This is a genomic window from Paenarthrobacter sp. A20 (assembly GCF_024168825.1).
GTDB lineage: Bacteria > Actinomycetota > Actinomycetes > Actinomycetales > Micrococcaceae > Arthrobacter.
This window is the reverse complement of the sequence record NZ_JALJWH010000001.1, coordinates 1,801,609-1,825,097: the sequence shown is the minus strand read 5'-3', so window position 1 is coordinate 1,825,097 and position 23,489 is coordinate 1,801,609. Positions and strand designations below refer to the sequence as shown.

General features: G+C 63.3%; 19 protein-coding genes and 1 tRNA gene. 7 read left to right on the top strand and 13 right to left on the bottom strand.

The window, feature by feature from the left end; all coding sequences use genetic code 11:
* The first annotated feature begins 42 nt into the window (after positions 1-42).
* Positions 43-1,056 carry a glycosyltransferase gene (locus J3D46_RS08750; protein ID WP_253466460.1) on the top strand — a complete coding sequence of 338 codons (1,014 nt, stop codon included), beginning with the start codon at positions 43-45 and terminating at the stop codon, positions 1,054-1,056.
* Here the strand turns inward: J3D46_RS08750 and J3D46_RS08745 are convergent.
* The 5 genes from J3D46_RS08745 to upp all read right to left on the bottom strand — a co-directional run bounded on the left by J3D46_RS08745 (position 1,053) and on the right by upp (position 6,106).
* Positions 1,053-2,444 carry an aminotransferase class V-fold PLP-dependent enzyme gene (locus J3D46_RS08745; RefSeq protein ID WP_253466458.1) on the bottom strand — a complete coding sequence of 464 codons (1,392 nt, stop codon included), beginning with the start codon at positions 2,442-2,444 and terminating at the stop codon, positions 1,053-1,055. The two genes, J3D46_RS08750 and J3D46_RS08745, sit on opposite strands and share 4 nt — an antisense overlap.
* A gap of 53 nt (positions 2,445-2,497) precedes the next feature.
* Positions 2,498-3,181, bottom strand: coding sequence for an HAD-IA family hydrolase (locus tag J3D46_RS08740; RefSeq protein ID WP_253466456.1), 684 nt, complete (start codon positions 3,179-3,181; stop codon positions 2,498-2,500).
* 45 nt (positions 3,182-3,226) lie between these two features.
* Positions 3,227-3,604: a VOC family protein gene (locus J3D46_RS08735; RefSeq protein ID WP_253466454.1), complete on the bottom strand. Its 378-nt coding sequence runs from the start codon at positions 3,602-3,604 to the stop codon at positions 3,227-3,229.
* A gap of 812 nt (positions 3,605-4,416) precedes the next feature.
* The gene (locus J3D46_RS08730) at positions 4,417-5,187 is read right to left on the bottom strand and encodes a hypothetical protein (protein ID WP_231343301.1); all 771 of its coding nucleotides are present in this window, start codon (positions 5,185-5,187) and stop codon (positions 4,417-4,419) included.
* A gap of 283 nt (positions 5,188-5,470) precedes the next feature.
* The gene (upp, locus tag J3D46_RS08725; protein ID WP_159704801.1) at positions 5,471-6,106 is read right to left on the bottom strand and encodes a uracil phosphoribosyltransferase; all 636 of its coding nucleotides are present in this window, start codon (positions 6,104-6,106) and stop codon (positions 5,471-5,473) included.
* A 22-nt stretch (positions 6,107-6,128) separates the two neighbouring features.
* On the opposite strand from upp, the gene J3D46_RS08720 reads away from it, so the two are divergent.
* The 3 genes from J3D46_RS08720 to J3D46_RS08710 all read left to right on the top strand — a co-directional run bounded on the left by J3D46_RS08720 (position 6,129) and on the right by J3D46_RS08710 (position 7,520).
* The gene (locus tag J3D46_RS08720; protein WP_231343302.1) at positions 6,129-6,665 is read left to right on the top strand and encodes a nucleoside deaminase; all 537 of its coding nucleotides are present in this window, start codon (positions 6,129-6,131) and stop codon (positions 6,663-6,665) included.
* Between the two features lie 27 nt (positions 6,666-6,692).
* Positions 6,693-7,073 carry a VOC family protein gene (locus J3D46_RS08715; RefSeq protein ID WP_231343303.1) on the top strand — a complete coding sequence of 127 codons (381 nt, stop codon included), beginning with the start codon at positions 6,693-6,695 and terminating at the stop codon, positions 7,071-7,073.
* 156 nt (positions 7,074-7,229) lie between these two features.
* A complete protein-coding gene (locus J3D46_RS08710; protein WP_253466451.1) occupies positions 7,230-7,520 on the top strand; it encodes a hypothetical protein in 291 nt (96 codons plus the stop codon).
* On the opposite strand, the gene J3D46_RS08705 is transcribed toward J3D46_RS08710, so the two are convergent.
* From J3D46_RS08705 to J3D46_RS08695, 3 genes are read right to left on the bottom strand one after another with little or no spacing between them, the layout of a single operon-like run.
* Positions 7,498-8,508, bottom strand: coding sequence for a glycosyltransferase family 4 protein (locus J3D46_RS08705; protein ID WP_231343305.1), 1,011 nt, complete (start codon positions 8,506-8,508; stop codon positions 7,498-7,500). The two genes, J3D46_RS08710 and J3D46_RS08705, sit on opposite strands and share 23 nt — an antisense overlap.
* Positions 8,509-8,907, bottom strand: a complete 399-nt coding sequence (locus J3D46_RS08700) for a 6-carboxytetrahydropterin synthase (protein ID WP_231343306.1) — start codon at positions 8,905-8,907, stop codon at positions 8,509-8,511. It lies immediately after the preceding gene.
* Positions 8,908-8,910: 3 nt separating this feature from the next.
* Positions 8,911-9,918 carry a zinc-binding alcohol dehydrogenase gene (locus tag J3D46_RS08695; protein ID WP_231343307.1) on the bottom strand — a complete coding sequence of 336 codons (1,008 nt, stop codon included), beginning with the start codon at positions 9,916-9,918 and terminating at the stop codon, positions 8,911-8,913.
* A gap of 137 nt (positions 9,919-10,055) precedes the next feature.
* Between J3D46_RS08695 and J3D46_RS08690 the strand changes: the two genes are divergently transcribed.
* Positions 10,056-10,145: transfer RNA gene (locus tag J3D46_RS08690), tRNA-Ser, on the top strand.
* Between the two features lie 160 nt (positions 10,146-10,305).
* Here J3D46_RS08690 and J3D46_RS08685 read toward each other — a convergent pair.
* The 5 genes from J3D46_RS08685 to J3D46_RS08660 all read right to left on the bottom strand — a co-directional run bounded on the left by J3D46_RS08685 (position 10,306) and on the right by J3D46_RS08660 (position 19,036).
* Positions 10,306-10,563 (bottom strand): hypothetical protein, encoded by a 258-nt coding sequence (locus J3D46_RS08685; protein ID WP_231343308.1) that lies wholly within the window; start codon positions 10,561-10,563, stop codon positions 10,306-10,308.
* A gap of 297 nt (positions 10,564-10,860) precedes the next feature.
* The gene (locus J3D46_RS08680; protein WP_231343309.1) at positions 10,861-11,421 is read right to left on the bottom strand and encodes a DUF805 domain-containing protein; all 561 of its coding nucleotides are present in this window, start codon (positions 11,419-11,421) and stop codon (positions 10,861-10,863) included.
* Between the two features lie 263 nt (positions 11,422-11,684).
* The gene (locus J3D46_RS08675; protein ID WP_231343311.1) at positions 11,685-12,059 is read right to left on the bottom strand and encodes a hypothetical protein; all 375 of its coding nucleotides are present in this window, start codon (positions 12,057-12,059) and stop codon (positions 11,685-11,687) included.
* Between the two features lie 728 nt (positions 12,060-12,787).
* Positions 12,788-18,565 (bottom strand): DUF6531 domain-containing protein, encoded by a 5,778-nt coding sequence (locus J3D46_RS08665; RefSeq protein WP_308292022.1) that lies wholly within the window; start codon positions 18,563-18,565, stop codon positions 12,788-12,790.
* 189 nt (positions 18,566-18,754) lie between these two features.
* Positions 18,755-19,036, bottom strand: a complete 282-nt coding sequence (locus tag J3D46_RS08660) for a pyrophosphorylase (protein ID WP_144653423.1) — start codon at positions 19,034-19,036, stop codon at positions 18,755-18,757.
* A 232-nt stretch (positions 19,037-19,268) separates the two neighbouring features.
* Between J3D46_RS08660 and J3D46_RS08655 the strand changes: the two genes are divergently transcribed.
* Positions 19,269-22,130 carry a hypothetical protein gene (locus tag J3D46_RS08655; protein ID WP_253466449.1) on the top strand — a complete coding sequence of 954 codons (2,862 nt, stop codon included), beginning with the start codon at positions 19,269-19,271 and terminating at the stop codon, positions 22,128-22,130.
* The gene (locus tag J3D46_RS08650; protein WP_253466446.1) at positions 22,127-23,470 is read left to right on the top strand and encodes a hypothetical protein; all 1,344 of its coding nucleotides are present in this window, start codon (positions 22,127-22,129) and stop codon (positions 23,468-23,470) included. Before J3D46_RS08655 ends, J3D46_RS08650 begins: the two co-directional genes overlap by 4 nt.
* Positions 23,471-23,489: the final 19 nt, after the last annotated feature.

The window sequence follows — 23,489 nt, the reverse complement described above, 5'->3', positions numbered from 1 at the left end:
TCCACCTAAAGCCCTCTTAATCGGCGGGCCCATTCTGGAAACATGACGCTCACAGACCCATCTACCAGCGCTCCACCACGACGGTTCCACTCGGCGCGCTTCGGTGGCGCGGCGTTAAGCACCACACAGCAGGGCCTTGCCCAAGCGGGGCCACAAACCCGATGCTCCCCCATTGACACCCGCGCTGCCGTCCCGGTCCTGGACGTCACCCTTCCCGTGTTCAATGAGGAAGACCGCCTGGAACAGAACCTGCGCAGGCTGCACGGACACCTTGCAGACTCCTTTCCGCATACCTTCCGGATCACGGTGGCGGACAACTGCAGCACAGACAACACCCTGAGGATCGCCGAGCGCTTGGCCCGTGAACTGCCTGAACTGAGAGTGGTTCGATTCCAGCAAAGGGGTCGCGGGAACACACTCCGCCACGTCTGGCAGTTCTCGCCATCACCCATGCTCGCCTACATGGAAGCAGACCTTTCCACGGACTTGTCGGCCCTCGCTCCCCTTCTGGCACCGCTGCTCTCGGGCCATTCGGATCTCGCCGTCGGCACGCGGCTGGCACGGAGCTCGCAGGTGGCCCGCAGTCCCCACCGCGGATTCATCTCCCGCAGCTACAACTTCCTGCTGCACGTGGTTCTTGGGGCACGCTTTTCCGACGCCCAGTGTGGGTTCAAGGCCGTCCGCGCCGACGTCGCGCACCGCATCCTTCCACACACGACGGACGACGGCTGGTTCTTCGACACCGAACTCCTGGTGATCGCCGAACGCTGTGGTTTGCGCGTTCACGAAGTCCCCGTTGACTGGACCGACGATCCCACCTCAAGTGTCGACGTCGTACGCACCGCGCTTGCCGACCTGCGCGGCGTAGCGCGCCTGGGACGCGATCTTGGCAGGGGGCGGGTTCCTTTCAGGGAGCTCCGCCGGGACATCGGCCGCATGCCTCCACCCACGGCGGCGTCCGCGGTGACAGGGCTGGTGGGACGTTTAGTTGGCTGGGCCGCGGTGTCCGCTGCCGTGGTGTTCGTCGTCCTCCACGCGGCCCACGTGGTGGGCTAGGACTCCGGTTCAGCCTGCACCGCGCCGCGAACCGCGGCGATGGACGCAGCAACATCCCCTGCGTCCGTGGTCCAGTTGCTCACCGAAATCCTGAGGATTTCACGTCCACGCCACGAGGACCCGGACATCCACACCGCGCCCTCGGCCATCAACCGTTGCGTGACACGGTGTGTCCGGTCATCACTGCCGAAGCTCACCGAGACCTGCGTGAACACGACGTCGTTGAGCACTTCGACTCCCGGGATCGCGGCGAGTCCTTCGGCCAAGGCACGGGCATTTGCAGCGAGCCGCTCCACCATGGAGATCACCCCGTTGCGGCCCAGTTGCCTCAGGGCTGCCCATACAGGGATACCCCGGGCACGGCGGGACATCTCAGGCACTTTCTCGAAAGGATCCCCCGGTCCGGCATCCGTGGCAATGAGGTAACTCGTGTGGACACTGAAAGCACGCCTCAAAGCTTCCGGGCGGGCGACGATTGCCAAACCACAGTCATAGGGGACGTTCAAGGTCTTATGGGCATCCGTGGCCCAGGAATCTGCTTCTTCCACTCCGGCCAGGCGGGCCCGCAGCGTCGGGCTGACGGCCGCCCACAAACCGAAGGCACCATCCACGTGCACCCAGGCTTCACGATCATGGGCCACGGCTATGGCTTCCTCCATGGGATCAAAGGCGCCGGAATGCAGGTTGCCCGCCTGCAGGCAGACCAGCGACGGTCCGGGTTGCTGGTCCATGGCCTCGGCAAGCGCGTCGGGGAGAATGCGTCCTTCCTCGTCGGCGTCTACGGGGACGCACGCCCCCAAGCCGAGATACCGCAACGCCAGATCCACTGCAGCGTGGCGCTCCCTGCCTGCAAAGGTAGTGATGCGAGGGGCGCCGGTCAGCCCCAGGGCCTCCAAGTCCCAGCCCGCCTCGTCCATCAGATACTGCCGCCCTGCCGCCAGCCCCACGAAATTAGCGGTGGTGGCGCCTGTGGTGAATCCGACGTCGGCACTTGCCGGAAGGTGGAGAAGGTCCAGCAGCCACGCGGCCGCTGATTCCTCGATGGCGGCGGCCGCCGGTGTGGCGAATCGAAGCCCCGCATTCTGGTCCCACGCCGAAACAAGCCAATCTGCGGCCATGGCTGCGGGCAGGGTTCCGCCCATGACCCACCCAAAGAACCGTCCGGACTGGATCGCCATCAGGCCTGGCTCAGCCAGAGCGGCGAGCTCGTCAACTACCTCGGCGGCATCGGTGGCTTCCTCCGGCAAACGCGACAGGATGCTCTTGGCTACCTGATCGGCATCGGAGGACGGACGGACTGAACGTGTTGGGACCGACGCAAGCCAGTCACCGGCGTGGGCCATGGCCCGCTCCAGTGCAGCACCGTACGCCTCCGGCATCGCAGACATGGGCACAGCCTACGCCCGGTTTATCGCGTGGAACAGTCTTTAACCCGGCGGTACTAGAGGGTCAGCGTGAGGAGGTGCCCGCCGTCGTCGTCCTTCACAGCGGTGACCGTCACGGCCGAGTAGTCCGGAATCCGCCACATGCCCGGCTCCAGCTCCGCATTGTGCCTGGCAGCGGCCTTGCCCACCACAACAGTCCGCATCCCCGCGGCGCACGCAGCAGCGATCCCGGCAGGCGCGTCTTCGAAAACCACGACGTCGGCCGGGTCGGCTCCCAGGAGCGCCGCCGCCTTGAGATAGCCCTCCGGATGCGGCTTGCCATGGGTGACGGACTCTGCAGTCACGGCAGTGGATGGCATGGTGAGCCCGGCCGCCTGCATGCGGATATCGGCAAGGATGCGGTCTGCTGAGGTGACCAAGGCGATGGCATCATCAGGAAGGCCGGCCAGCAATGCTTCGGCACCGGGAAGCGCGATCACACCGTCCGTCCGGGAACGCTCCATCTCGCCAAGTTCGGCCGTCAGCGCTGCGAAGTCGGCTCCCGCGGGAGCGTAGCGGCGCACTGTGTCGCCGGCTTGGACACCGTGGGACGTGCGCAGGATTTCGTTGAAATCCAAGCCGTAACGCTCGGCGAACTCAAGCCACACCTGCTCGACCACCGCCGTCGAGTCCACCAGTGTTCCGTCCATGTCGAAGAGGACGGCGCGGACAGTCAGCACGGGTGCGGCAGGATGGCTCATGGTTCCATCCTGCCGCACGCTCATGGGGTGGTGCTGAAGTGTGACTTAGCCGTTGGGCCGCTGCGGGAGGTACTGCACCGCCCACTTGTTGCCGTCAGGATCAGCGAAGTAGACGAAGTGGCCCCAGTCCTGGATGTCGATGTCGCTCACGTCCACACCATTGGCCTTGAGTTGCTCGTGCGCTTTGTTGATGTCCGCCACCACCACTTGGAGGCTGGGGGCTGTACCGGGAGGGGCATCGCTGAGCCCCTCCCCGATGGCGATGGAACACGCCGAACCCGGAGGAGTCAGTTGCACGAAACGGATTCCGTCCATGGGACGCTCATCGAAATCGGCGTTGAAACCAACCTTGTTGACGTAGAAGTCCTTCGCGCGATCGACGTCGGAGACAGGGACAAATACCAGTTCAAGTTTCCAGTCCATGCGCCACAGGCTAACGGGGCATGGCGGAAACCGGTAGGGGTCTTTGATTTCGGCAGCCTAAGCCTCACGACGCGGCTTCTTTATCTTGAATACGAGGGACATGACGAAAGCGCAGGCCAAAGCCCCCATGCCGCTGACAACAAGAAACTCGACCACGGGCGAATGCAAGACAGTGTCGTCTGTGAACGCCCGGACGTGCGAAACCGCGAAACCCATGGCTGCGTCTGGAAAAACCAGTAGGGCGGCCGGAGTGCCGTAGCAGTATAGTGCGTGACACCCGGATTGAACCGCTCCGATGGGGCCCGGTCTTCGCACAAGAAACCAACACACCGCAGCAGAGATCCCTGTCCAAAGAAGGAACCACAAGGCATTGCCTAGGTTGGAACCGGCCTCAAATGCCCGGTAGGACTCGAAGATGCCGAGACCGGAAAACTGCGCCGAAGTGACGTAGACGGCGTAGGATCCGAGTGCCCACGGAAACAGCGTAGTTCCCAGCAGGACCCACTTATGCACGGCATGTCTCGGCATCGCCAAGTCCTCCTTTGGCTACCAGTTACAGGTCTGGGATATGGGCCACATTCCAATCCGGCTTCGCCAATTTGGATTTGAATAACGTTCGTACTCTAAGTCGAAGGTTCCCCATTCAGCCATCCCTCCAAGCACATGGCATTCCCATTGCTGCCACATGGACGCTGTAAACATCCATGATGAATGTTTCGTTCGGAGAAGGTTCCAACCCGAGCTCAAGAATTGACCAGCATTGAAGATAGCGTCGTAGCGTCCCCAACCAGAAAGCTCAATGGAAAGCTGATTCATGCCGTAGTAGCTGTTCCAGCCCATTCTGACCAACTGAATAGCTGCCACCATGCGTAGTAGACCTTTGGATCGGCGACCACTGGGTATGCGAGACCTGGCGTGTTATGTTCCACGACTTGGGTCACGGTATTCCCCGACACCTCATAATGGGTTCTCACTGCCGTGCCGTTCGCATCGACCGCCCAAGCTGGAAGGATCATGCCCTGATCCGACCCATCCAGGCCCTTGATTGAAATAGCACCACCGTCAGCCAGCGTGAGGGCTACGCCCTCAGGAGCATCAATTTTGTAGTCGTAGCGGGTAGGCGCTTGCCGGTCATTTATGACCGTCAATTCCCGAACGGCGCCGTCTTCAAGCGTTTGAATTCCAACGTCTGTATGTCTGTTTGGGTCCGCAAAGACGGTTGTACCATCCTCGGCCACTGCAGCATCGTCTGCCTGACCGCTCGTCGGCAGTTCCAACGAGAGTTGCAACCCGTCGGCGCCTCCGTCCAGCAATGCAGTGCCATCTCCTCCGTCCTTTGAAACTTCGACGGTCGATTCCCTGACGTTAGTTGTTACCGAATCGGACGACTCTGCGTGCGGTTGCACGGCAGCAGCCGAGTCTTGGCCCGCGGAGACCACGGCCTCCTGGATAACAGCGGCCGCTGTCTCGGCAGTTTCCTTTCCGGTCTTATCATGTTCCTTGGCTTGCGCAGCCGCTGGCCCCAGCAGAGAAATGACTATGGCCGAAGCACTAGCGAGTGCAGCGAATTGTTTCAATCGCATTCGTCCCCCATCACAATTCGGGAGGAGGGTCCGCCCGCTATGGAAGTGAACTCAGGGCACGAAACGTGACGGGAACCATATTCAGGACCACTTAGTCTGCCATAAGCAGACACAAGTTAGAGGCTCAGAATGACGAGGGATATGGGCGCCGCTTTAGGGTCATGGCACCACCGGCGTGAACTGGCAAGCAAGTAAAAGTCAGAGCATGGCTGCCCGTGAGCCCACCGCAGTTACTACAAGCGCGGCACAGCCAAAGATGTGGGAAACCGGTAGGGGTCTCCCCTTAGCCGGCCACCCCGTAGAGGCGGTCCCCGGCGTCGCCCAAGCCGGGCACGATGTACGACTTCTCGTTGAGCTTCTCGTCAATCGACGCGAGGACGATCTTCACGTTGGCATCGGAGAGCTCTTCTTCCAGCTTGGACAACCCTTCCGGAGCAGCCAGCAGGCAAATGCAGGTGACGTCGGAAGCTCCGCGCTTGAAGAGGAACTTAATGGCTTCGCGCAGGGTGCCGCCGGTGGCGAGCATGGGGTCCAGGACAAAGATCTGGCGGCCGGTGAGGTCCTCGGGGAGGCGCTCGGCGTAGGTGATGATGTCCAGGGTTTCTTCATCGCGGGCCATGCCCAGGAAGCCGACCTCAGCGGTGGGGACCAGCTTGGTCATGCCCTCAAGCATGCCCAGGCCTGCGCGCAGGATGGGGACCACCAGCGGCGTGGGCTTGGTGAAGGCCGTGCCGATGGTCTTGGTGACAGGGGTCTCGATCTCGACTGGCTGCGTCTTGACCTCGCGGGTGGCCTCATAGGCCAGGAGGGTGACGAGTTCTTCAGTGAGTTGCCGGAAGACCGGTGAAGGGGTGTTCTTATCCCGCAGTACGGTGAGCTTGTGAGCGACCAGCGGGTGGTCCACGACGAGTGTGCGCATCCCCCAAAACTATCATTGAGACATGAGCGCCACCGAGCCGTATCACGCAGACCACATGGCCTGGATGGGCCTTGCCCTGGACGAGGCCCGGTTGGCGCTGAAAACTGACGACGTCCCCATTGGCGCTGTCGTCTTGGGGCCCGACGGCGGCGTGCTGGGTTCGGGACGCAACGAACGGGAGGCGCACGGGGACCCGACCGCCCATGCAGAGGTCGTCGCCATCCGCGAAGCTGCCGCTGCGTTGCAACGGCACGCACTCGAAGTGGGCGAGGACGGAGACGGTTGGCGGCTTGAGGATTGCACTCTTGTGGTCACGCTTGAGCCGTGTGCCATGTGTGCCGGGGCTATCGTCCTGGCCAGGATTCCGCGCGTCGTGTTCGGTGCGTGGGACGAGAAGGCGGGAGCCGCGGGATCTGTGTTCGACATCCTCCGCGAGCGCCGCCTTAACCACTGGGTGGAGGTCTACGCCGGGGTCCGCGAGGAAGAGTGCGCGGTCCTGCTAAGGGACTTCTTCGCCTCGCACCGGGTGCCGGCACCGGAGCACCGCCCACCCGCCTGACGTAGCCGAACATATCGGGAGCAAGCCATGCCTGTCAGTTTCAACCACACCATCGTTTACGCCACGGACAAGCACCGTTCCGCGGAGTTCCTCGCCCATATCTTCGGCCTTCCGAAGCCGCAACCCATGTGGTCCTTCGTCACCGTGGCATTGGACAACGGTGTCACGTTGGACTTCCTTGAGGCGAGCGGTGCCATCGCCCCGCAGCACTACGCCTTTCTGGTGAGCGAAGAGGAATTCGACCAGATCTTCCTGCGAATCACCGCGGAGCACATTCCCTATTGGGCGGACCCTGCCCGTTCCCGAGCAAACCAGATCAACCACAACGACGGCGGCCGTGGAATCTACTTCTGCGACCCCGATGGGCATTTCCTTGAGGCGATCACGCGGCCGTACGGTTCGGGCTGACTCTGACCGTTTTGCCCGCGCGGCCGACGGTTGAGCTTAGACTGGCCCATGCTCAAAAAGTCGTGGGGAGCTTTTTGTCTTGCTGCTGTGGTGGTCGCCGGAACTATGACGGCATGCGGACAACAGGCATGCGATTCGATGCTTCGGCGCACTGACGTGAGTATCGATTTTTCCCGGCTTGGAACGTCGTGGGAAACCTTGGAGTACACCGTCAACTGTCCGGGGCAGGAAGCATGTGTGTACACGCCGGACTCTGACACCGAGCGCCACGCCGCTGTGGCCGACAACCCCCTATGGATCGCCGCCGGAATAAAAACCATGGAAGTAACGGTCTACCTCACGGGCTCCACCACGCCCCTTGCGAAGACGACCGCCAAGTTGGAGTGGGATCCGCCGTTCGATCCCTCTGCCTGCTCGACCAGTGCTACAGCAAACTTTGTGGTTTAGTCCCCAGCCCGCTGAGGACAGTGGCGGCAGTGGTGTCCCAGCCTTGTAGATGCTGGCGGGCTTGGAGGGCGTTGTTGCGCCAGCGCTCTTGGAGGACGGGGGTAGTAAGCCAGTTCTTGAGGGTGTCGGCCAGGTTGTTGGGGTCTCCCAGGTCCAGCACCAAACCCGCGTCCGCACTGCCGAGGGCTTCAACGGCCCCTGTCCCCTGCCGGACAAGAACCGGAACGCCATGCGCCAGCGATTCAGTGACCACCATGCCGAAGGATTCGGAGCGCGACAGGAGGACACTGAGGTCCGCCCTCTGCCACTGATCCTCCAGGGCCCGCCCAGTCAGTTCCCCCGTCACGTGGATGCGGTTCTCCAGCCCGTAATGCTCGACGGCGGCCCTCACCTCGGCGGCGTAGCTCGGGTCAGCGTGTTCCGAGCCGATGAGGGCGGCGGTCCACTCAACGTCTTGCAGGGTGGCCAGTGCGTGCACCAGAAGTTCCTGGCTCTTATTGGGCAGCAACGCCGCGACGGCCACGATGTGCTTCGGCTCTGAACCTGCCGAGACGTCCGCTTTCTCCGCACCAGGCGTGGCAATGACGATGTTCTGCGTGCCGTGCCTCACCTCCAGCTCAGCTGCGGCGTGGGCACTCGGGGAGATGACGCCCGTAGCTGCAACCAACGCCTTGGCCTCAAGGTCATGGTGGTACGCCAAAGCCATGTGCGACAGGATCCACACGTTGGTCCCGGCATTGACCGCGGCGGCGATCTCCTCCGGTGCCCCGCTCGCAACCAGACCGTCAGCAATCACGGTTGCACCGCCGTCGAGCATGTCAGAGAACCGCTGCCGATCCGCTGGGCTGCCAACCGGCCAATCGCCGTCGACTGTTACTGTCTCAACGGTGGCACCCAAGGCGGTCAGATGCTCGGCAAGCTTGGCGTTGTACTTGTTGCCGCCGGAGCCGTGCCGGACGTTCCCCGGGACCAGGAAGCGGATCTGCACTTACTTGACCGGAAGCTCCAGCGAGTAGCCAGCCCACGCGTCGGGGTTTTCGCGGAGGATGACGTCGATGCCGCTGAGTGCCGGTCCGTCGGCGGTGTCCTGGATCCGGGTGGCCATGGCGTCGGCGATGTGCTTGGCGAGGGCCTCCGTGGTGGAGAGCTTGCCCTTGAATGCCGGGTGCTCATCGAGGTTCTTGTAGTTCAGGTCCTCCAGGATTTCCTCAAGGATGCCGCCCGCTGCGCCAATGTCCAGAACGATTGCGTCGTCATTGAGATCCGGGCGGCGGAAACTGACTTCGGCCACAAACGTCGCGCCATGGAGACCTTGGGCCGGGCCGAACGCTTCGCGGGGAAGGCTGTGGGCGATCATGAAGTGGCGTCGGACGGTCAGGCTGAACATGTACTAATCCTCCGGGGTGGGATAGGCGACCACGTGGCAGAAACCGCCGGGCCGTTCGAACAATTTAACGAGTGTGGTGGGCAGGTTCCGGAACTGGCATTCGCTGGTCAGGAACGCGTCGAACAGCGGGTCTTTCAACTGGTTCGCCGCTTCTTGCAGGCGCTGGGCATTCGTTCGCCGGTGCCGTCGCGGAAGGGCGACTGCGCCGACCTGGCTGGAGCGGATGTTGAGCCTGCGAGCGTGGAAGTCTTCGCCGAGTGGCAGGGTGACTTCCTTGTCTGCAAACCATGAGAGCTCGATGACGTCGGAGTCGTCTCCGGCCAATTGCAGGCTCAGCTTGAGGCCGTCGTCGGAGGCGGAGCAGTGGAAGACGATGTCGTTGTCGCTGTTCGCGTTGTGGGGCAGGGCGAAATCCACGTCGATGGTTTTCGCCAGTTTGTGCTTCTCCGGGTCCGCATCCACCAGCTGCAGTCGACCGAGCGGATACTTCCGCAGAAGCGTCGCCAGGACGCCACCCACCAGACCACCACCAACGACGGCGACACGGTCACCCAGCCTCGGTCCGGCTTCCCAGAGGGCGTTGATGGCGACTTCGACGATGCCCGTGAGCACGGCGCGACGGGCAGGGACATCCTCCGGGATTGCCGTGAGCTGGCTCGTGGAGACGACGTAGAAGTCTTGGTGGGGATGCAGGCTGAACACAGTCTTTCCCCGCCATTCGTCTGGTCCTTGTTCCACTACCCCGACGCTCAGGTAGCCGTACTTGACCGGGCCCGGGAAGTCGCCTTCCTGATTTGGGGCCTGCATCAGATCTGCGACGCGTTCCGGGACGCGGCCTTCGTGGACCACGCGCTCCGTGCCCCGACTGACGCCTGAGTACAGGGTCCTGACTAGGGCTTCGCCTTCTTTCGGCGTCTCGATGGTTTCGGAGCGCAGCTCACCATCGCCCGTCTCCGTGACCCAATAGGCGTGGGCTTCGTGTTCTCGGTCGTGTTCCTGCGAAATCGTCATGATACTTACGAATCTATCGCTGGGGCGCTGCGGACGGAAGTTGGCGTGGATTGATGGGTGCGCCGCCCGCTTTTTGGGCGGGTCCAGAGGGGCTCGTTTTGGGGAACCGGGCCAATCTCGGGTAGCCTATTTCAGTTGGTGACGTGTCCGAGCGGCCGAAGGTGCAACACTCGAAATGTTGTTTGGTGTAAAAGCCAACGTGGGTTCAAATCCCACCGTCACCGCCAATGAGAAAGGCCCTGCTTCCCTTTGTTTATTAGGGAGGCGGGGCCTTTTCTTATGTCTGTATCGAAGCACCGAGACTTCCAGGTCCTCATGCGGTACCCGAGTGACGACCTGCACGGTGGAGACGTCCCGATAATCAGCGATCAGCTCACGCGCCACATCTCAGGTGGTCGGCGGAACCCCTTGCGTCCTGTTGATGCGGAGGAAAGCGATCTCCCTACCCATCATGAATCCGATGGCCGACACAGGGACGCTTACCAGAGCGAGGCCCTGCCACGGGGCGGGCAACAAGAGGAGTAGCCCCACTTCCAGCACAATCAGTACATATATGGCCCACGATGGACCTTTGACGCCGCTCAGGACGCCCACAGCGGCACTCGCCAGCAAGCCCAGCCCCACAACCAGAAAGGACGATGCCATCTCTTGGTGGGGCCGGTATCCGATTAACACCGCAACCAAAACCGTTAGCAGGACCGCTGGGATTAGCATCCTCAGCCAAAACTCACGAAGCGCGCTAGCACTATTCGGTCGCCGTTGACGATGGTTGTCCACTAGCTGCCCTCCAAAGTCGACTTCCCGCAGCCCAGTACATGGCCCCGCACACGCTCAGTCCCATCCAGCGCGTGCAGACCCTCTTTAGCCGCCCGCTGGGCATCCGCCACCAGGCCCGCAAGGAGCGCCCCGACTTCCACCAGCCCCCCTCTGATGCCCCGCCCGTCACCGGGGGTCGAAGCGCCGACCTTCCGTCTTGGACGGCATAAGCGCCAAAATCAAAACAGCCAGTCCACCGACCATCGGAACAAGCCCAACGAACGCAAGCGGACCCGCAAGATTTGCATCATGCAAACGCCGCCAAAGCAACGACAGCTGCGGCACCACAATGGCCAGCCCCAGAACAACGACGAGAATGAAACCTACCACCATGAGACTTCCAGTCGGGGCGTTCACAATACCAGGAGCGGCCTCATAGAACACTTCTTTCCCGGTGGCCGGATCGAAACCCATGGACTGCACATTAGGGTTCTGCTGAGCCCAGGCAGTACTGGCCACGAACCCGATCGTCATCACGAGGTATGGGACCACCATGACCAGGAAAACGAAAAGCTGACTCCACCAGAACTCACTCCGCGAGGCGCGACCAGCGAACTTCGCATACTTGGCAAAGAACCGCTTCACCGACTTACCAAACGATGCTCCATATAGAGGACCAGCCAGCTCGTCCGAACCCGTAACCTCCGCAACGCCTCCGCCTGCAGGTTCAACAGTCTTGATATCCATCTGTCTTCATGTCCTTCCCAGAAACCATCTATAGAAACCAACAAACAACTATCTTCCAAACGCAATCGTTCTGCGCCGCAATAATCTCATCCGTAGAAGATAATATGCATGAGCAAAACGAAAAAAACACTGATCAGAAGTCGAAACCTCACGCACCCAGAATCGAATACTTTCTTCCATTAGACCTCCCCGCGAACGCTGCACTTTACGGCAGCTCAAGCAACTTGGGGCATTCAACACAAATCACAGTCACCAACTCAATGCTAACGACGTTCGCCGACAGTCAGTGTCAGGCCAATCAATAGACCGGCTGCTGCACCCGCCCATAACGAACCGTAAGCGACTACGATGACCGGCACAACATGGGAGAGTCCGGCGACAGCCAAGCTTCCTCCTATGATTACAACCCCAAAAGCAACCGCGGAAACAAAATTTGATTTCAAGTAAGTCAACCCGCCCACACATAATACGGCGACCGCAGAAACCACAATGTTTGCCACCCAGACGGAAAGCCCAAACTCCGGCGCTCTTCTAATACATGTAATTAGAACCAGAACACCTGGAAATAGAACCCCCAACCAGTAGTACCATTCGGGGGCTACCCGTTTCGTTGGCACATACGCCTTTTTCTTCGACACTAATTTAGTTCACTTCCACGACTCGTCAACAACGGCATTTGTGCTCAAACCCCTCGCTCCTTCAATACTTCAGCACTCATCCTGCTGCGGCGAGGCCGCCGCGGGATGAGCCGTCGTTGCTTTCAGGTCCGCGTCGTTCAGGGGCCCGCAACCCGGTCGGGTCAGGAGTGTTGAGGGGATTGTTCCCGGCGTAGCAATAGAGGCAGACTCAGCAGCGCGCCCCATGCCAAACCCGGAAAGCGACCTCAACGAGATGTCGCCTCCACCCAAGACCGGAAAATTCACGCCACCACAGAACGGAAAGAAATACTAAGTTCCGAAGTAACCGCCTGCAGTAAGGATGGACTGACCCATAACCCACTGGCCAGCAAGACATGCCATGATCATGGCTGTTCCTAGAATGTAGGTCCCGACGCGAGATCCCTTTCGCATCCGGTGCGCATCAGGCTTTCTACCGGACCGCCAAAAGAGGAAGAGCACAAGAAACACAATGAGCATGGCCATCTGCATTGGAATCCCATTGCCAGAGCGATCAAACCTCCCGTCGTAGGGCATTCGCGTATCCCAAGGGACGTGAGTGAAAACAAACACTGCAATACCTATACAAAGCAATGCGACAATCACGCAAAGTATGTCTATATATCTACAGGCTTTCCTTCCCAATCGCAGATCTTCATCCGTGAAATCATCCTTTGCCCCCGAATTCCCCTTTGCACCATTCTCATCATCTACCACAGTGGCGCCCCTGTTCCTTGCTTTACAACTTCATTGCCCACAAATTTCACGCTTTCAACGATAGCCCCGGCATGCGCTCCGCCGTAGGCTGCCATGCTGTGAGTCATCCAGCCTGGATTGGGACTCAGTTCCGCGGCCCCTGGGAAGCGTGTAAGCACCCCCCCTCCCAGTCCGTCATAGACCATCTCCGCGGCTCCGTAGCCCTCACCACGAATCGCATGATCAACGGAGCCGCCAGCGAGTGATCCTCCCGCGCCGACACCGTATTGAACGAATGACGAGAACCGACCTGTCAGCGGTTGGGCTAAATAGCCCGCTTGGGAGCCAATGGCTCCACTGACGATACCGCCACCTGCAGCTCCAAGGACGCCCTCGGGTTTCCACTCGTTCGGTGATCGCTGTACAAGGTACATGCCTGTGTTGCCTAGTCCCCCCGATATCCCATTCGTCAGTGCCGCCCGGCCCATCTGCTGGGCCGACAACTGCGACAAGTAACTCCCCGCACCGGCACTGACACGGGACACTCCCGCAGTGACCGCAGTCCCAACACGCGAACCCAGAGCCGACACAGCAGATCCTGCCCTGGCCGCACCCGACGCAACCACGGAGCCCGCACGGCCCATCGCAGGAAGCAACTGCGTACTCACCGCCGTACCAGCCCGACCGAGCCCTGCCGTCACAACGCTGCTGACCTTCCCAGCCAACGGCCCTGCAACCACGCCAACGGCACCCGTCAAAGCCACCTGCCCCCAATTGACCGAACCGGTGGTTGCTTTCTGGATGATCGTGTCAGCACCCGCACCGATCAAGGCCAAACCAACCGGCCCACCAACACCGGTAGCCATCAACACACCACCAGCGATCACCATCGCACCACCAGCCAAATACTCCCAGTTGTCTCCGAGCCAGTCTCCGGTGGCGGCGAGGGCGCCGCGGGAGGAGCCGTCGTAGGCTTTCAGGTCGTCGTCGGTGAGGGGTCGCAGGCCAGTGGGGTCGGTGGTGTTGAGTGGGTTGTTCCCGGCGTAGGAGTAGGGGTTGCCATCCCAGCCCGCGCCCAGGACGGGGGCGAGGGGGTCGGTGGAGAGGAATCCCCGGGTGGCCGGGTCGTACGCGCGTTTGCCGAGCCATTCGAGCCCGGCGATGTCGATCCCGCCACCAGCGGTCAGGCCGATCCCGGCGGGCAACACACCACCGGCACCCAAACCCGCACCAGCACCGGCACCGGCACCGGCACCGTTTGTTGTGGTGGTTCCGGGGGTGGGGTGTGGGGTGGTGGGGGTGCCGAGGACGGCCCAGGGATCGTGCTGGTCGGTGGGGCGGGCGGCACGCCACCCGGGCGCGGTGAAGGCGTCGCCGATGCCGGTGACCCCGCCGGGCAGGGACAACACCTGGGTGGTGTTGGCACCGGCGAGGGTCGGCACGGGCGCTGCGGTGTCCCACCACAACTGTGCGCCGTCCACGGTGGCGAGTTCACCGAGCGCGTCGACGTGGAGCCGATGCCTGGACACCTCTCCCCCGTCCCGGTCCCGCCCGATGACGCCGGTGAGGTAGCCGGTGGGGCCCCAGGCGTATTCGGTCCAGGACCCGCCCGGGTTGATCACCCGCACCCGCCGACCCAACCCGTCATACACGTACTCAGTCCGGGCCCCGTCAGGTTCCGTGACAGTGTCAGGTTCCGTGACAGTTAGGAGCTGCCCTGCGGCGTCGTACTCAAAGGTGCGGGCCCCGGTGGGGGTGGTTTCGCGGAGCAGCCGCCCACCGGCGTCGTACTCCCACCCCACCACCGAACCGGACGCCTCCGAGTCAGTCACGGTGGTGGTGGCGGCGGAGATCATTTGCCCGGCGGTGTCGTACCCGTACCGGGTCACGGCCCCGTTCCGGGCCAGACCGGTAATCCGGCCGCCGTCCTCACGGCCGATCAGGGTCACATCAGCAGCACCCGCAGGGTTGGTGCCGTTGTCGGCGGTGGTGCGGGTGTGCTCTGCAAGGTTCCCGTCCCGATACACCCACTCCTGGGCGTAGTTCCCGGCCGTCGCGGAGGTGATCCGCCCGGAGGGGTCGTGGGTGAAGGCCGCGTCCCCGAGCAACGGGTTGGAGACCTTCACGACCCGGCCCGCGGCGTCGCGGGTATAGCGGGTGGTGGTGCCGGTGGGGTCGGTGAAGCCGGTCCGGCTCCCGTCGGCGTCGTACTCCCATGACAGCGTCCCGTTCCCGGTCCCGTTGGACTTTCGGGTGAGGAGGCCGCGGCGGTCAAAGCACAGTTCGTGCTCCACCGCGTACCCCGCCCCACCGGTGTGGTCCGTGATGACCACCCTGCGGCCGGGAAGGTCACGTTCGATGGCGGCGATCAGGGCACCGTCCACCGACGTGGACGCTTCCCGGCCCGCGGCGTCGTAGCTCCAGGTGGTGGTGTGCCCGTCCGGGTCCGTCTGCGAGAGTTGCCGGCCGGCCGGGTCATACGTGGCGGTGGTGACACGGCCGAGCGGGTCCGTGACACTAGCGACTTGGTCCGTGGCCGTGTAGGTGCGGGTCGTGACCCCACCGGTGGGGTCGGTGATGCGGGTGAGGCGGCCGCGGGTGTCGTACTCGAACCGGGTCCTGCCCCCTACCCCGTTGATGGTCCCGGTCAGTTCCCCGGCGGTGTTGTATTCGAAGCGGCGGGTCCCGTACCAGGAATCCTGGGCGAAGCTCAGCCGCCCGACCTTGTCGTACCCGTACCGGGCCGTCCCCTCCCCCGGGGTATGCCTCGCGGTCAACCGGCCACACGCGTCGTAGGCGAAGGTTTCGATCTCCCCGGTGGGCAGTCTCCTCGCGGTGAGGCGCTGGTCCGGGTCGTAGGACAGTTCCGTGACCGCCCCGACCGGGTCAAAACTGCGGAACGGGCGGCCGCAGTGGTCGTATTCGAACCGGGTCACCGCCCCCGTCGGGGAGGTGATCGAGGTGATCTTCCCCGCAGCGTCGCGGCCCAGGACCGTCAACCCGCCCTCACCATCGACCAACTCGACCGGGTTCCCCGCCGCGTCATAAGAGACCAGCTCCGCGGACCCGTCCGCGGCTTCCGTCTTGGTGGGGCGGCCGTACTCATCAAAACTGTAGGTATTCGTGGCGAACGCGTCGGTCAGGGACGCGGTGCCGCTGGTCCGGTCGGTGACGGCTCCGGTGCGGACACCGGTCGGATCCACGACGGCGGTGAGGGCGCCGACTGTGTCGTACTCCCGCACCCAGTCATGCCCGCCCGGGTCCGTGATCCCCACGAGCCGGGAGAGGTTGTCGTGGGTGAACCCCCACGACGCCCCGTCCGGCAACACCGCCGCGGTGAGGTTCCCGAGCTCATCAACCACCCGCTCGATACTGCGCCCGAGCGGGTCGGTGGTGCGGAACAGTTCCCCGTTGGGGGCGTACTCGAACACCGTCCTTCCCCCGTCAGGGGCAACCATTGCGGTGGTCCGGCCCGCGGTGTCGTGCTCAAAAGCCCACACCGCCCCATCCGGGTCCACCCGACGTGTCAGCACCCCGGCAGCGTCGTAACTGAACCGGGTCTCAGCCCCCGACGGGCTCAACGCCGTGACCGGACGGCCCGCCCGGTCCCGCACAATCCTCGCGGTGTCACCTGCGGCGTTGGACGTTCCGGTCAGGTCCCCGAACTCGTCGTACTCAAAACCGATAGTGACCCCGACCGGGTCCGTGACCTGGGTCAGGAGCCCGTCCCGCCATACCAGCTCGGTCCGGCCACCCAACGGGTCCACCACCACGGACGGGTCCCGGGAGACCTCATCGGCGTACTCATACGTCACGGTCGCACCGGACGCGGTGACCAGGGTGGTGATGCGGTCCTGCTCGTCCCACCCATACGTCAGGTCTGCGCCTTCCGGGGTCACGGTCCGGATCTTCCGGCCGCGGGCGTCGTAACCGTGGACCGTGACAGCACCGTCACGCTCGGTCAAAGACACCAGATTCGAATGCCCGTCATAAGACATGGACTGGCGCCGGTCCTCCGCATCCAACACCCCCACCAGGCGGCCCTTGCCATCGGCGACCCAGGAGTTGGACCGGGACCCGTCCTCATCGGAGACCACAGTGACCCGGCCCGGTAAGTACGCGAACCTCGTCCGCCGCCCATGCTGCGTGACCTGCATGATGACACGGCCGGCCTCGTCATACGTGTTTTCGGCTTCCACCACACCCGCGGCCGAGACCACCGAACCGATCAGGCCCTGCTCGTTCCACCGATACACCCTCGTACCGGTCTCCGTGCCCACACTGGTCAGCCGGCCCTCGGCGTCGTAACCGTACTCAACCCGGCGCCCATCCGATGAACGGACCACCCCGACAACACCGTCAACGTAATCGATCTCCACGAACCGGCCCCGCACATGCACCAACCGGTCAACCACACCCGGCCCACCGCCGTCGACCGCTGCCTCCGCATCCGGCGAAGCCGCTGCTTCGCGGTGGGCGGAGATGGTCCGGCCGGGCCCTGCCCCGGTCCCGAGCCACACCCCGGCAGTGGTGTAAGCCCACCAACCGCCCTGGTTATCGGTCACGACCAACACCTCAGTAACACCTGTAGGGACCGAGGTCAGCTCCGCCAGGAACGGTGTGCCGGCATCTTCGCGGGTGAGCCAGTAGTTCTCCCCGACGGCGCGGGCCCAGCCGGCCCCTTCGCGGGGGAAGTCCACCGCCCGGCCGTCGGCCATCACCCAACGGCAGCCCTCATCGGACATAACCAGGTGCTGGTCCAGGACCGAGGCCCAGCCCGGACCAAACACCCCAACAGTGTCCAGGCCCGAGCCGAGGGAGTTATACATCCTTGTGACCGCCAGGTCCGCGGCCGCCCCGGCGAACCCGAGATCGGTTTCGGGTTCAATGAAGTTCCCCGTGGCCGTGTTCACCGGATCGTTCGCGTACCCGGACGAGGGCATCGCCCCGGCCGCGGTGGGCGGGTCAATGACCAACCCGGTCCGGGTCCCCGAAACCCCGGCCGCGGCCAGTGCCTCGTTCACCGCCGCGTCCGAGAGGGTCGAAACCGCGCCCTCGCTGCCGGCGGCAGCGAACGCGTCCGCGACCACCACAGCCCACGCCGCGTCCGCCTCGTTAGCCGCCAGATACTGCCGGAACGCGGTCACCACACCCGCGGCGTCGATCCGGCCCCACCCGCACCGGTCCGCGAACGAAGACAACTCCGACTCCAAAGACCCCGGCACCGACGCAACACCCTCATCCAGGCCACGCGAACCAGCCGCGAAAGTCCGCAACGACTCCGGACGGGCCGAGGAGACCCCGCCCCCAAACCCGCCACCCGGGCCAGGGGTCTCCCGCGACCCCGACACCGGAGACTCCGAAGGGAACGACGGCGCACTGCCGGGCTCCATATTCGGACGGGCCTCCTCACCCCAAAGGTTGTCACCAAACTGCTCGAGCCAGTTGCGGTTGTTATGCCGCCGCACCCACTCGTTGTTCTCCCGGCGCCGGTCATCCTCTTCCCGCGCCTCGGAAATCATGGTCCCCACATACCCGGCCACCGTCCGTAACGCCGCGGCCAGGGACTCCGCATCCCGGGACGCCGTAGCCGCGTTCGCCGCGAACACCTCCGAGAAATGCCCCCGGAAATCCTCCCCCGCCCCGGTCACCAACGGCGTCCGCGACCCCGAATGCTCCTGGACCCGCGACGCTGCGGACTCAAAAGCACCCTTCACCGACTCGGCAACCCCATACACAAACCGGCCATCATCGGAATCCGGCAACAACGGCATCTCAACGAACTCGGTCACAACCACAGCCCCCCACAGCACAAGAACGCGAACAAAACCAACAACCCACACAAACCCGGCACCACAAGACCACCAGCACCACAACCACAAGAGCCGGTGCAACAACAACACAGCGCAACGGCCGGGCAACCACACCACGCATCAGCGCGGCACGATCACCCGGCCCCCACACTCACACCAAAAAAAGAATCAGGCCCCGCCACCAGCAGAGAAAATATCCTGCGAAATCTTCTGCAACTGACCCCGCAACTGCTCCAACTCCTCCCGCGCCTTATCCAACGCAGCCTTTGTCTCCGGCCACGTCGAACCACGGAACTCAGCAGCCAACGGACCATCCCACACATTCGGATCCGACAACACACGACCCTGCGCATCCAACGCCGAAATCTGATCCGTAAACCCACCAGTAATAATCGACTGCACCTGACCAATTGCAGCCTTGGCTTGCTCAGTAGACAACACACGCGACATAGAACTTTCCTCCCAATAAGAACAATCGCAACACCCAAGCCAAACAAACCCAGGCGACCAGACGCCCCCTAAACTACCAACACCACCCAATAAATCCAACAAACAGAGAAATAACTATTGCTTCGTATTTCCGGCTGTGACCTGCGGGATCCTTGCGAGGCAGGATTAGTCCATTCGTGAGCGCAACCCCGTATGATACTCAAGGCACCGTGAACGAATGAGGGGACGATCCATGCCCAGGCAGGCTAGTTTTAACCAGCACCACCCGGGGCGTCGCATCCCCCCGGGCCGCGCTCTCGGCATCGCCTTGGTCGCCCTGGGATTGATCGCGACGACGTCCTGCACCCAGACTCCCGAGCCGGAGCCAGTAACCAACCCCGTCAAGCTCCTTCAGAGCGTGCGCGTGGGCTTGTCCCCTGCCGCCGGAGTCCAGACGATCGAAGGCACCACCATTTCCGTATCCGCTGCGGGTGACTCGTCCGCGGAAAACACCACGTACGACACCGCCAAGGTAGTGGGCGAACTCCCGGTGCGCGTGAGCCTGCAGTACCGCGCCGGGGAAAAGTCGGGCTCCGACCTCGCTGACCTTAAGGGCCACACCGGGCCGGTGGAGATCAACCTGACTCTCGAGAACCTCACGGTCAAACCCCAGAACATCCAGTACGACGCCGCCGGCCAGGCCCGCTCCGACACCGCTTTGGTAGGCGCCCCGCTGACAATCGCCGCGTCGACCAAACTACCCGGCATCCGGGCGGACGACGTAACACCTGGCTCAGCCGACGGCGCCACAGGTACCAACGGCGTCCTGAGCAGCACCGAAGACGGCGCCACAGTTGTCCAATGGGCCACGGTCCTGGCTCCCCCACGTTCCGGAGCGAGCACGACGCTGCGTCTCGCCGCAGACGTGAAGGACTTCCAGGTTCCCGAATTCGACGTCGCTGTTCAGCCTGGCCTCAATACGGACCTCAGTGCCAACGGAGTGCTCTCCAGCGCCTTCTCGTCAGGGACAGGTTCGGAAATGGAGCTGCAGCGCCGGACAATCTCGCTGGTATCGGACGTCAACACGGTCCTGGCCAAGGCCGGGTCCACCATCACCGAGGTTCGCCGGAACCTGCAGGCAACGTCACAGACCCTCGGCGCCAAGACAGCCGGTGAACTGCGCGATAACTCCCAAGCACTGGCTGCGACGATGTCGGACCTGAAGCAGCAACTGAAGGTTCTGGGCACTGATCTGGAGTCTTCAACCACCGCCACCCAATCCACCACCATGTCCCAGTTGAAGCTGACGGTCTCCGCCGTGGACGCGATGCTGGGCGACACTTCCGCCACACCCCCGGTCGCTCCCATCACTGGTGACGGTTGCACCGCGGAGGTTGCCAAAGCGGCGCCGGCGGCCACCGTGTACTCCAGCGTCCTCACGATGTCCTCACAGCTGGATGCCTACGCGAAAGTCAGCGCAAGCTGCCGGGACACCGTTGCCGGCGCCCTCAAAGCCACCATGGGACCCGAAAACCCGTCCGCTGCCGAATGCGCTGAGCAGGGTTCCATGACCTGCTCTCTTTATGGTTCGGCCGTAACGGTTACCGGAGCGCTTCTGGGTCTGGTGCAAAAGGGCGACGAACTCGTCTCCGGTCTCCAGCCGCAGGTCGTCGAAGGCGCGATCAAAGACCAGGCGACTTCCGCCGTCGCACTTGAAAAAGTGCGCACCGACCTCGGTGCGATGCTTGACGGCTCTGGAACTTCCGAGGATTACAGCAAGGCACTGGCTGCACTGGATACGGCCATCAAGTCCGCCGCCGACTCTGCAGCCGCGACGCGGAAAGCAGCCACCGCAGCCCAGACCAGCGTTGACGCTCTCCGGCAGAAACTGCTCGCCATCGCCACCAATGCCAAGACTGCCAAGGGGGAACTCGGTCAGGGAACCTGGCTGAACGGCTCCATGCTGCAGCAGAACCAGAAGGTGGCGGACGAGCTGTGCAAGCTGTCCGATGACAGCCTCATCCCCGGCAAGGGCAAGCTGTCCACGAAGGACGTTGAGCGGCTGCGTTCCTATCTGACGTCAGTGCCGTGCGAACCGACTGATGAGGACGGCAACCCCTCACCCGGGCTGAATCCGCCCCCGGGCTTCAAAGAGCCTTTGGACGTACGGCTTGAAGGCCAGTCAACTGCCTGGGACGAGGTCCTTGCAGCCACCGACACCACCGCTGCCGACCAGGCAATCGGCCAGGCGTTCTCGGCACTGGAGACCACCTTCGACGACGCCGATACCAAACTGGAAGCCATCAAGGCGGCCGCCAAGACGCTCGACGGCGCCGCAACAGGAAACGTCAACGGCACCAAACGGGGACTTGAGGCGCTGGATGCTGCACTCGCTGGCGCGATTGACTCATCCGGCACCGTGACGACCGCACTCGCGAAGTTGAAGGAGCAGCAGGACGGACTTGGCGAAAAGATCAAGGAATCCCTCCGCGACGTTTCCGCCGAAACCGCTGCCGAGGTCTACAAAACCGTGGGCGAACAAGTGCGTCAGGTTGCCGACATCGGCGATGCCAGCTCTGAAGCCGTGACCACGGCTTTCAACCGGTCCATTTCCGGGCTGAAGTCCACCTCGGACGACGTTGTGAAGGACGCCGAGGGAACGGTCAACAAACAGCGGGACGAGCTGTTGGGCCAGAGCGGTGACCTCACAGCCGCCCTGTCCAAGAGCACACAGTCCTCGCTGGACACCATCGCGTCCAGCACGTCCGGCTCCACCCGCGACGTCGAAGGTGCCAGCGCCCTTCTCGCTTCCAGCCTCAACAAAGTGATGCTGGATCTCGGTGACCGCGCGGTCAACGGCTCGGGCCTGCTCGGCTCCATGGCCACCAGCGCGGCAAAAGCGGACACCGCGGACTTCCAGTTGGCCCTGGCCTCCCAGAATGCGGAAGGCTACGCCAACATACGCTCCCGCGACGTTGCAGGACTTCTCCTGCGCCAGGCCCAGTTCAAGGCCTCGCTCACTGCAGTGGATGAACTGCCGCCGTTCCAACTCGAGGTCCCTGCAGGTGCGACGTCACAGACGCTCTACACACTGAAGATCGGCGGCACCGCGTGAACCCCCGAAACCGTCTCTTCGTCCTGATCGCTGCGGGAGCCGCCGTCGTGATTGCTGCTGCCGTGGTCCTGACCATGACACTGAACCGCCCCACGGAAGCTCCCCGGCCCGATCCTGTGGCCGCAACAGTTCCTGTCGCCCTGAAGGCTGACGGCCTCCCGGCGGACTTTTCGATCGGCGTCGTCATGACGTTCGGCCAGTCCGGGGAGCCCGGTACCGAAGACAACCGTGCAGCACAGGGTGCTGTAGTGGCGGCACAGCGTTTCGCCCAAGGCGGGGCGACAGTCACCCTGCCCACCCAGAACGACCAAGGCACTGAAGACGGAGCCCGTGCCGCCGTCGCAACACTCGCCGAGCAAGGTGTGTCCGGCGTTGTCGTAGCCAGCACAGGGCCGCAAGCCCGAGCAGCAGCGAAGGCAGCTGAGGAGCGGGACCTCCCGGTTATCCTGCCTTACAGCGAGGCGTCGGAACCGACTCACACCACGTGGACCACTGGACCAACGGCAGCCTCTGTCCAGGCCGGCCTGGGGACCGCACTTGCCGGCAAGAGCCGCGTGCTGCTGGTCAGCGACGGCGGTCAGGTCCCGGCATCCGTCACTCCCGCTGACACACTGACGCTGGATGGCTTGTCCGACGTGTCCGGCTTGGCCCAGGAAGCTGCCATCCGCACAGGCGACCAGCTTCGGCCGCCGTCCAAGGATGCGCCGGCTGACGCTGAGGGCACACGGATTGCCAACCCCGCAGACGCTGTTGTGGTGTCGGCGGCAACCCCGCAGCGCCTGGCGCGGCTTGTCCAAGCCCTCCAGTCACGCGACGTGTCTGTACCGCTGATACTTCCCGACGGCGCCACCACCCCCGCGTTCGCGTCCTCGCTTTCGGAGTTGGACGGCACTGCGTCAGGACAACTGGTCAGCATTGCGCCGGCAACCGGCGACGCTGTCGCGCTCCAGCAGGACGCCCAAGGGCGGGGAATGTCCGCATTCCTCGCCGGCATCAGGCTGGCTACCGGGAATCCGGAGATCAAGAACCTGACGGACGATACCCCGTTCTCGTCGGACGCGTGGGCCGCGGACGCACGCAGCCATGACGCAGTGGTGGCCTTGGTCCGCGCGGCTGCCCTGGCCGGGAGCAACGACCCCGCGAAGGTCGGAGCGTCGCTTCGCACCATGTCGTTCGGTCCCGGAGAAGGACTCGCCGGACCAGCGCTGGACTTCTCGCAATCCCAAGCGCTCACCGCTGAACCAACCCCGGTCTACGCATCCTCCCAGGACCTTGGTCTCCGTCCGGCGGACGAAAACGCGCCACGGCTCGTCTGGGTACCGGCGCCAGCCAGCCCCTAACCAACCATTCTGTCCCGGC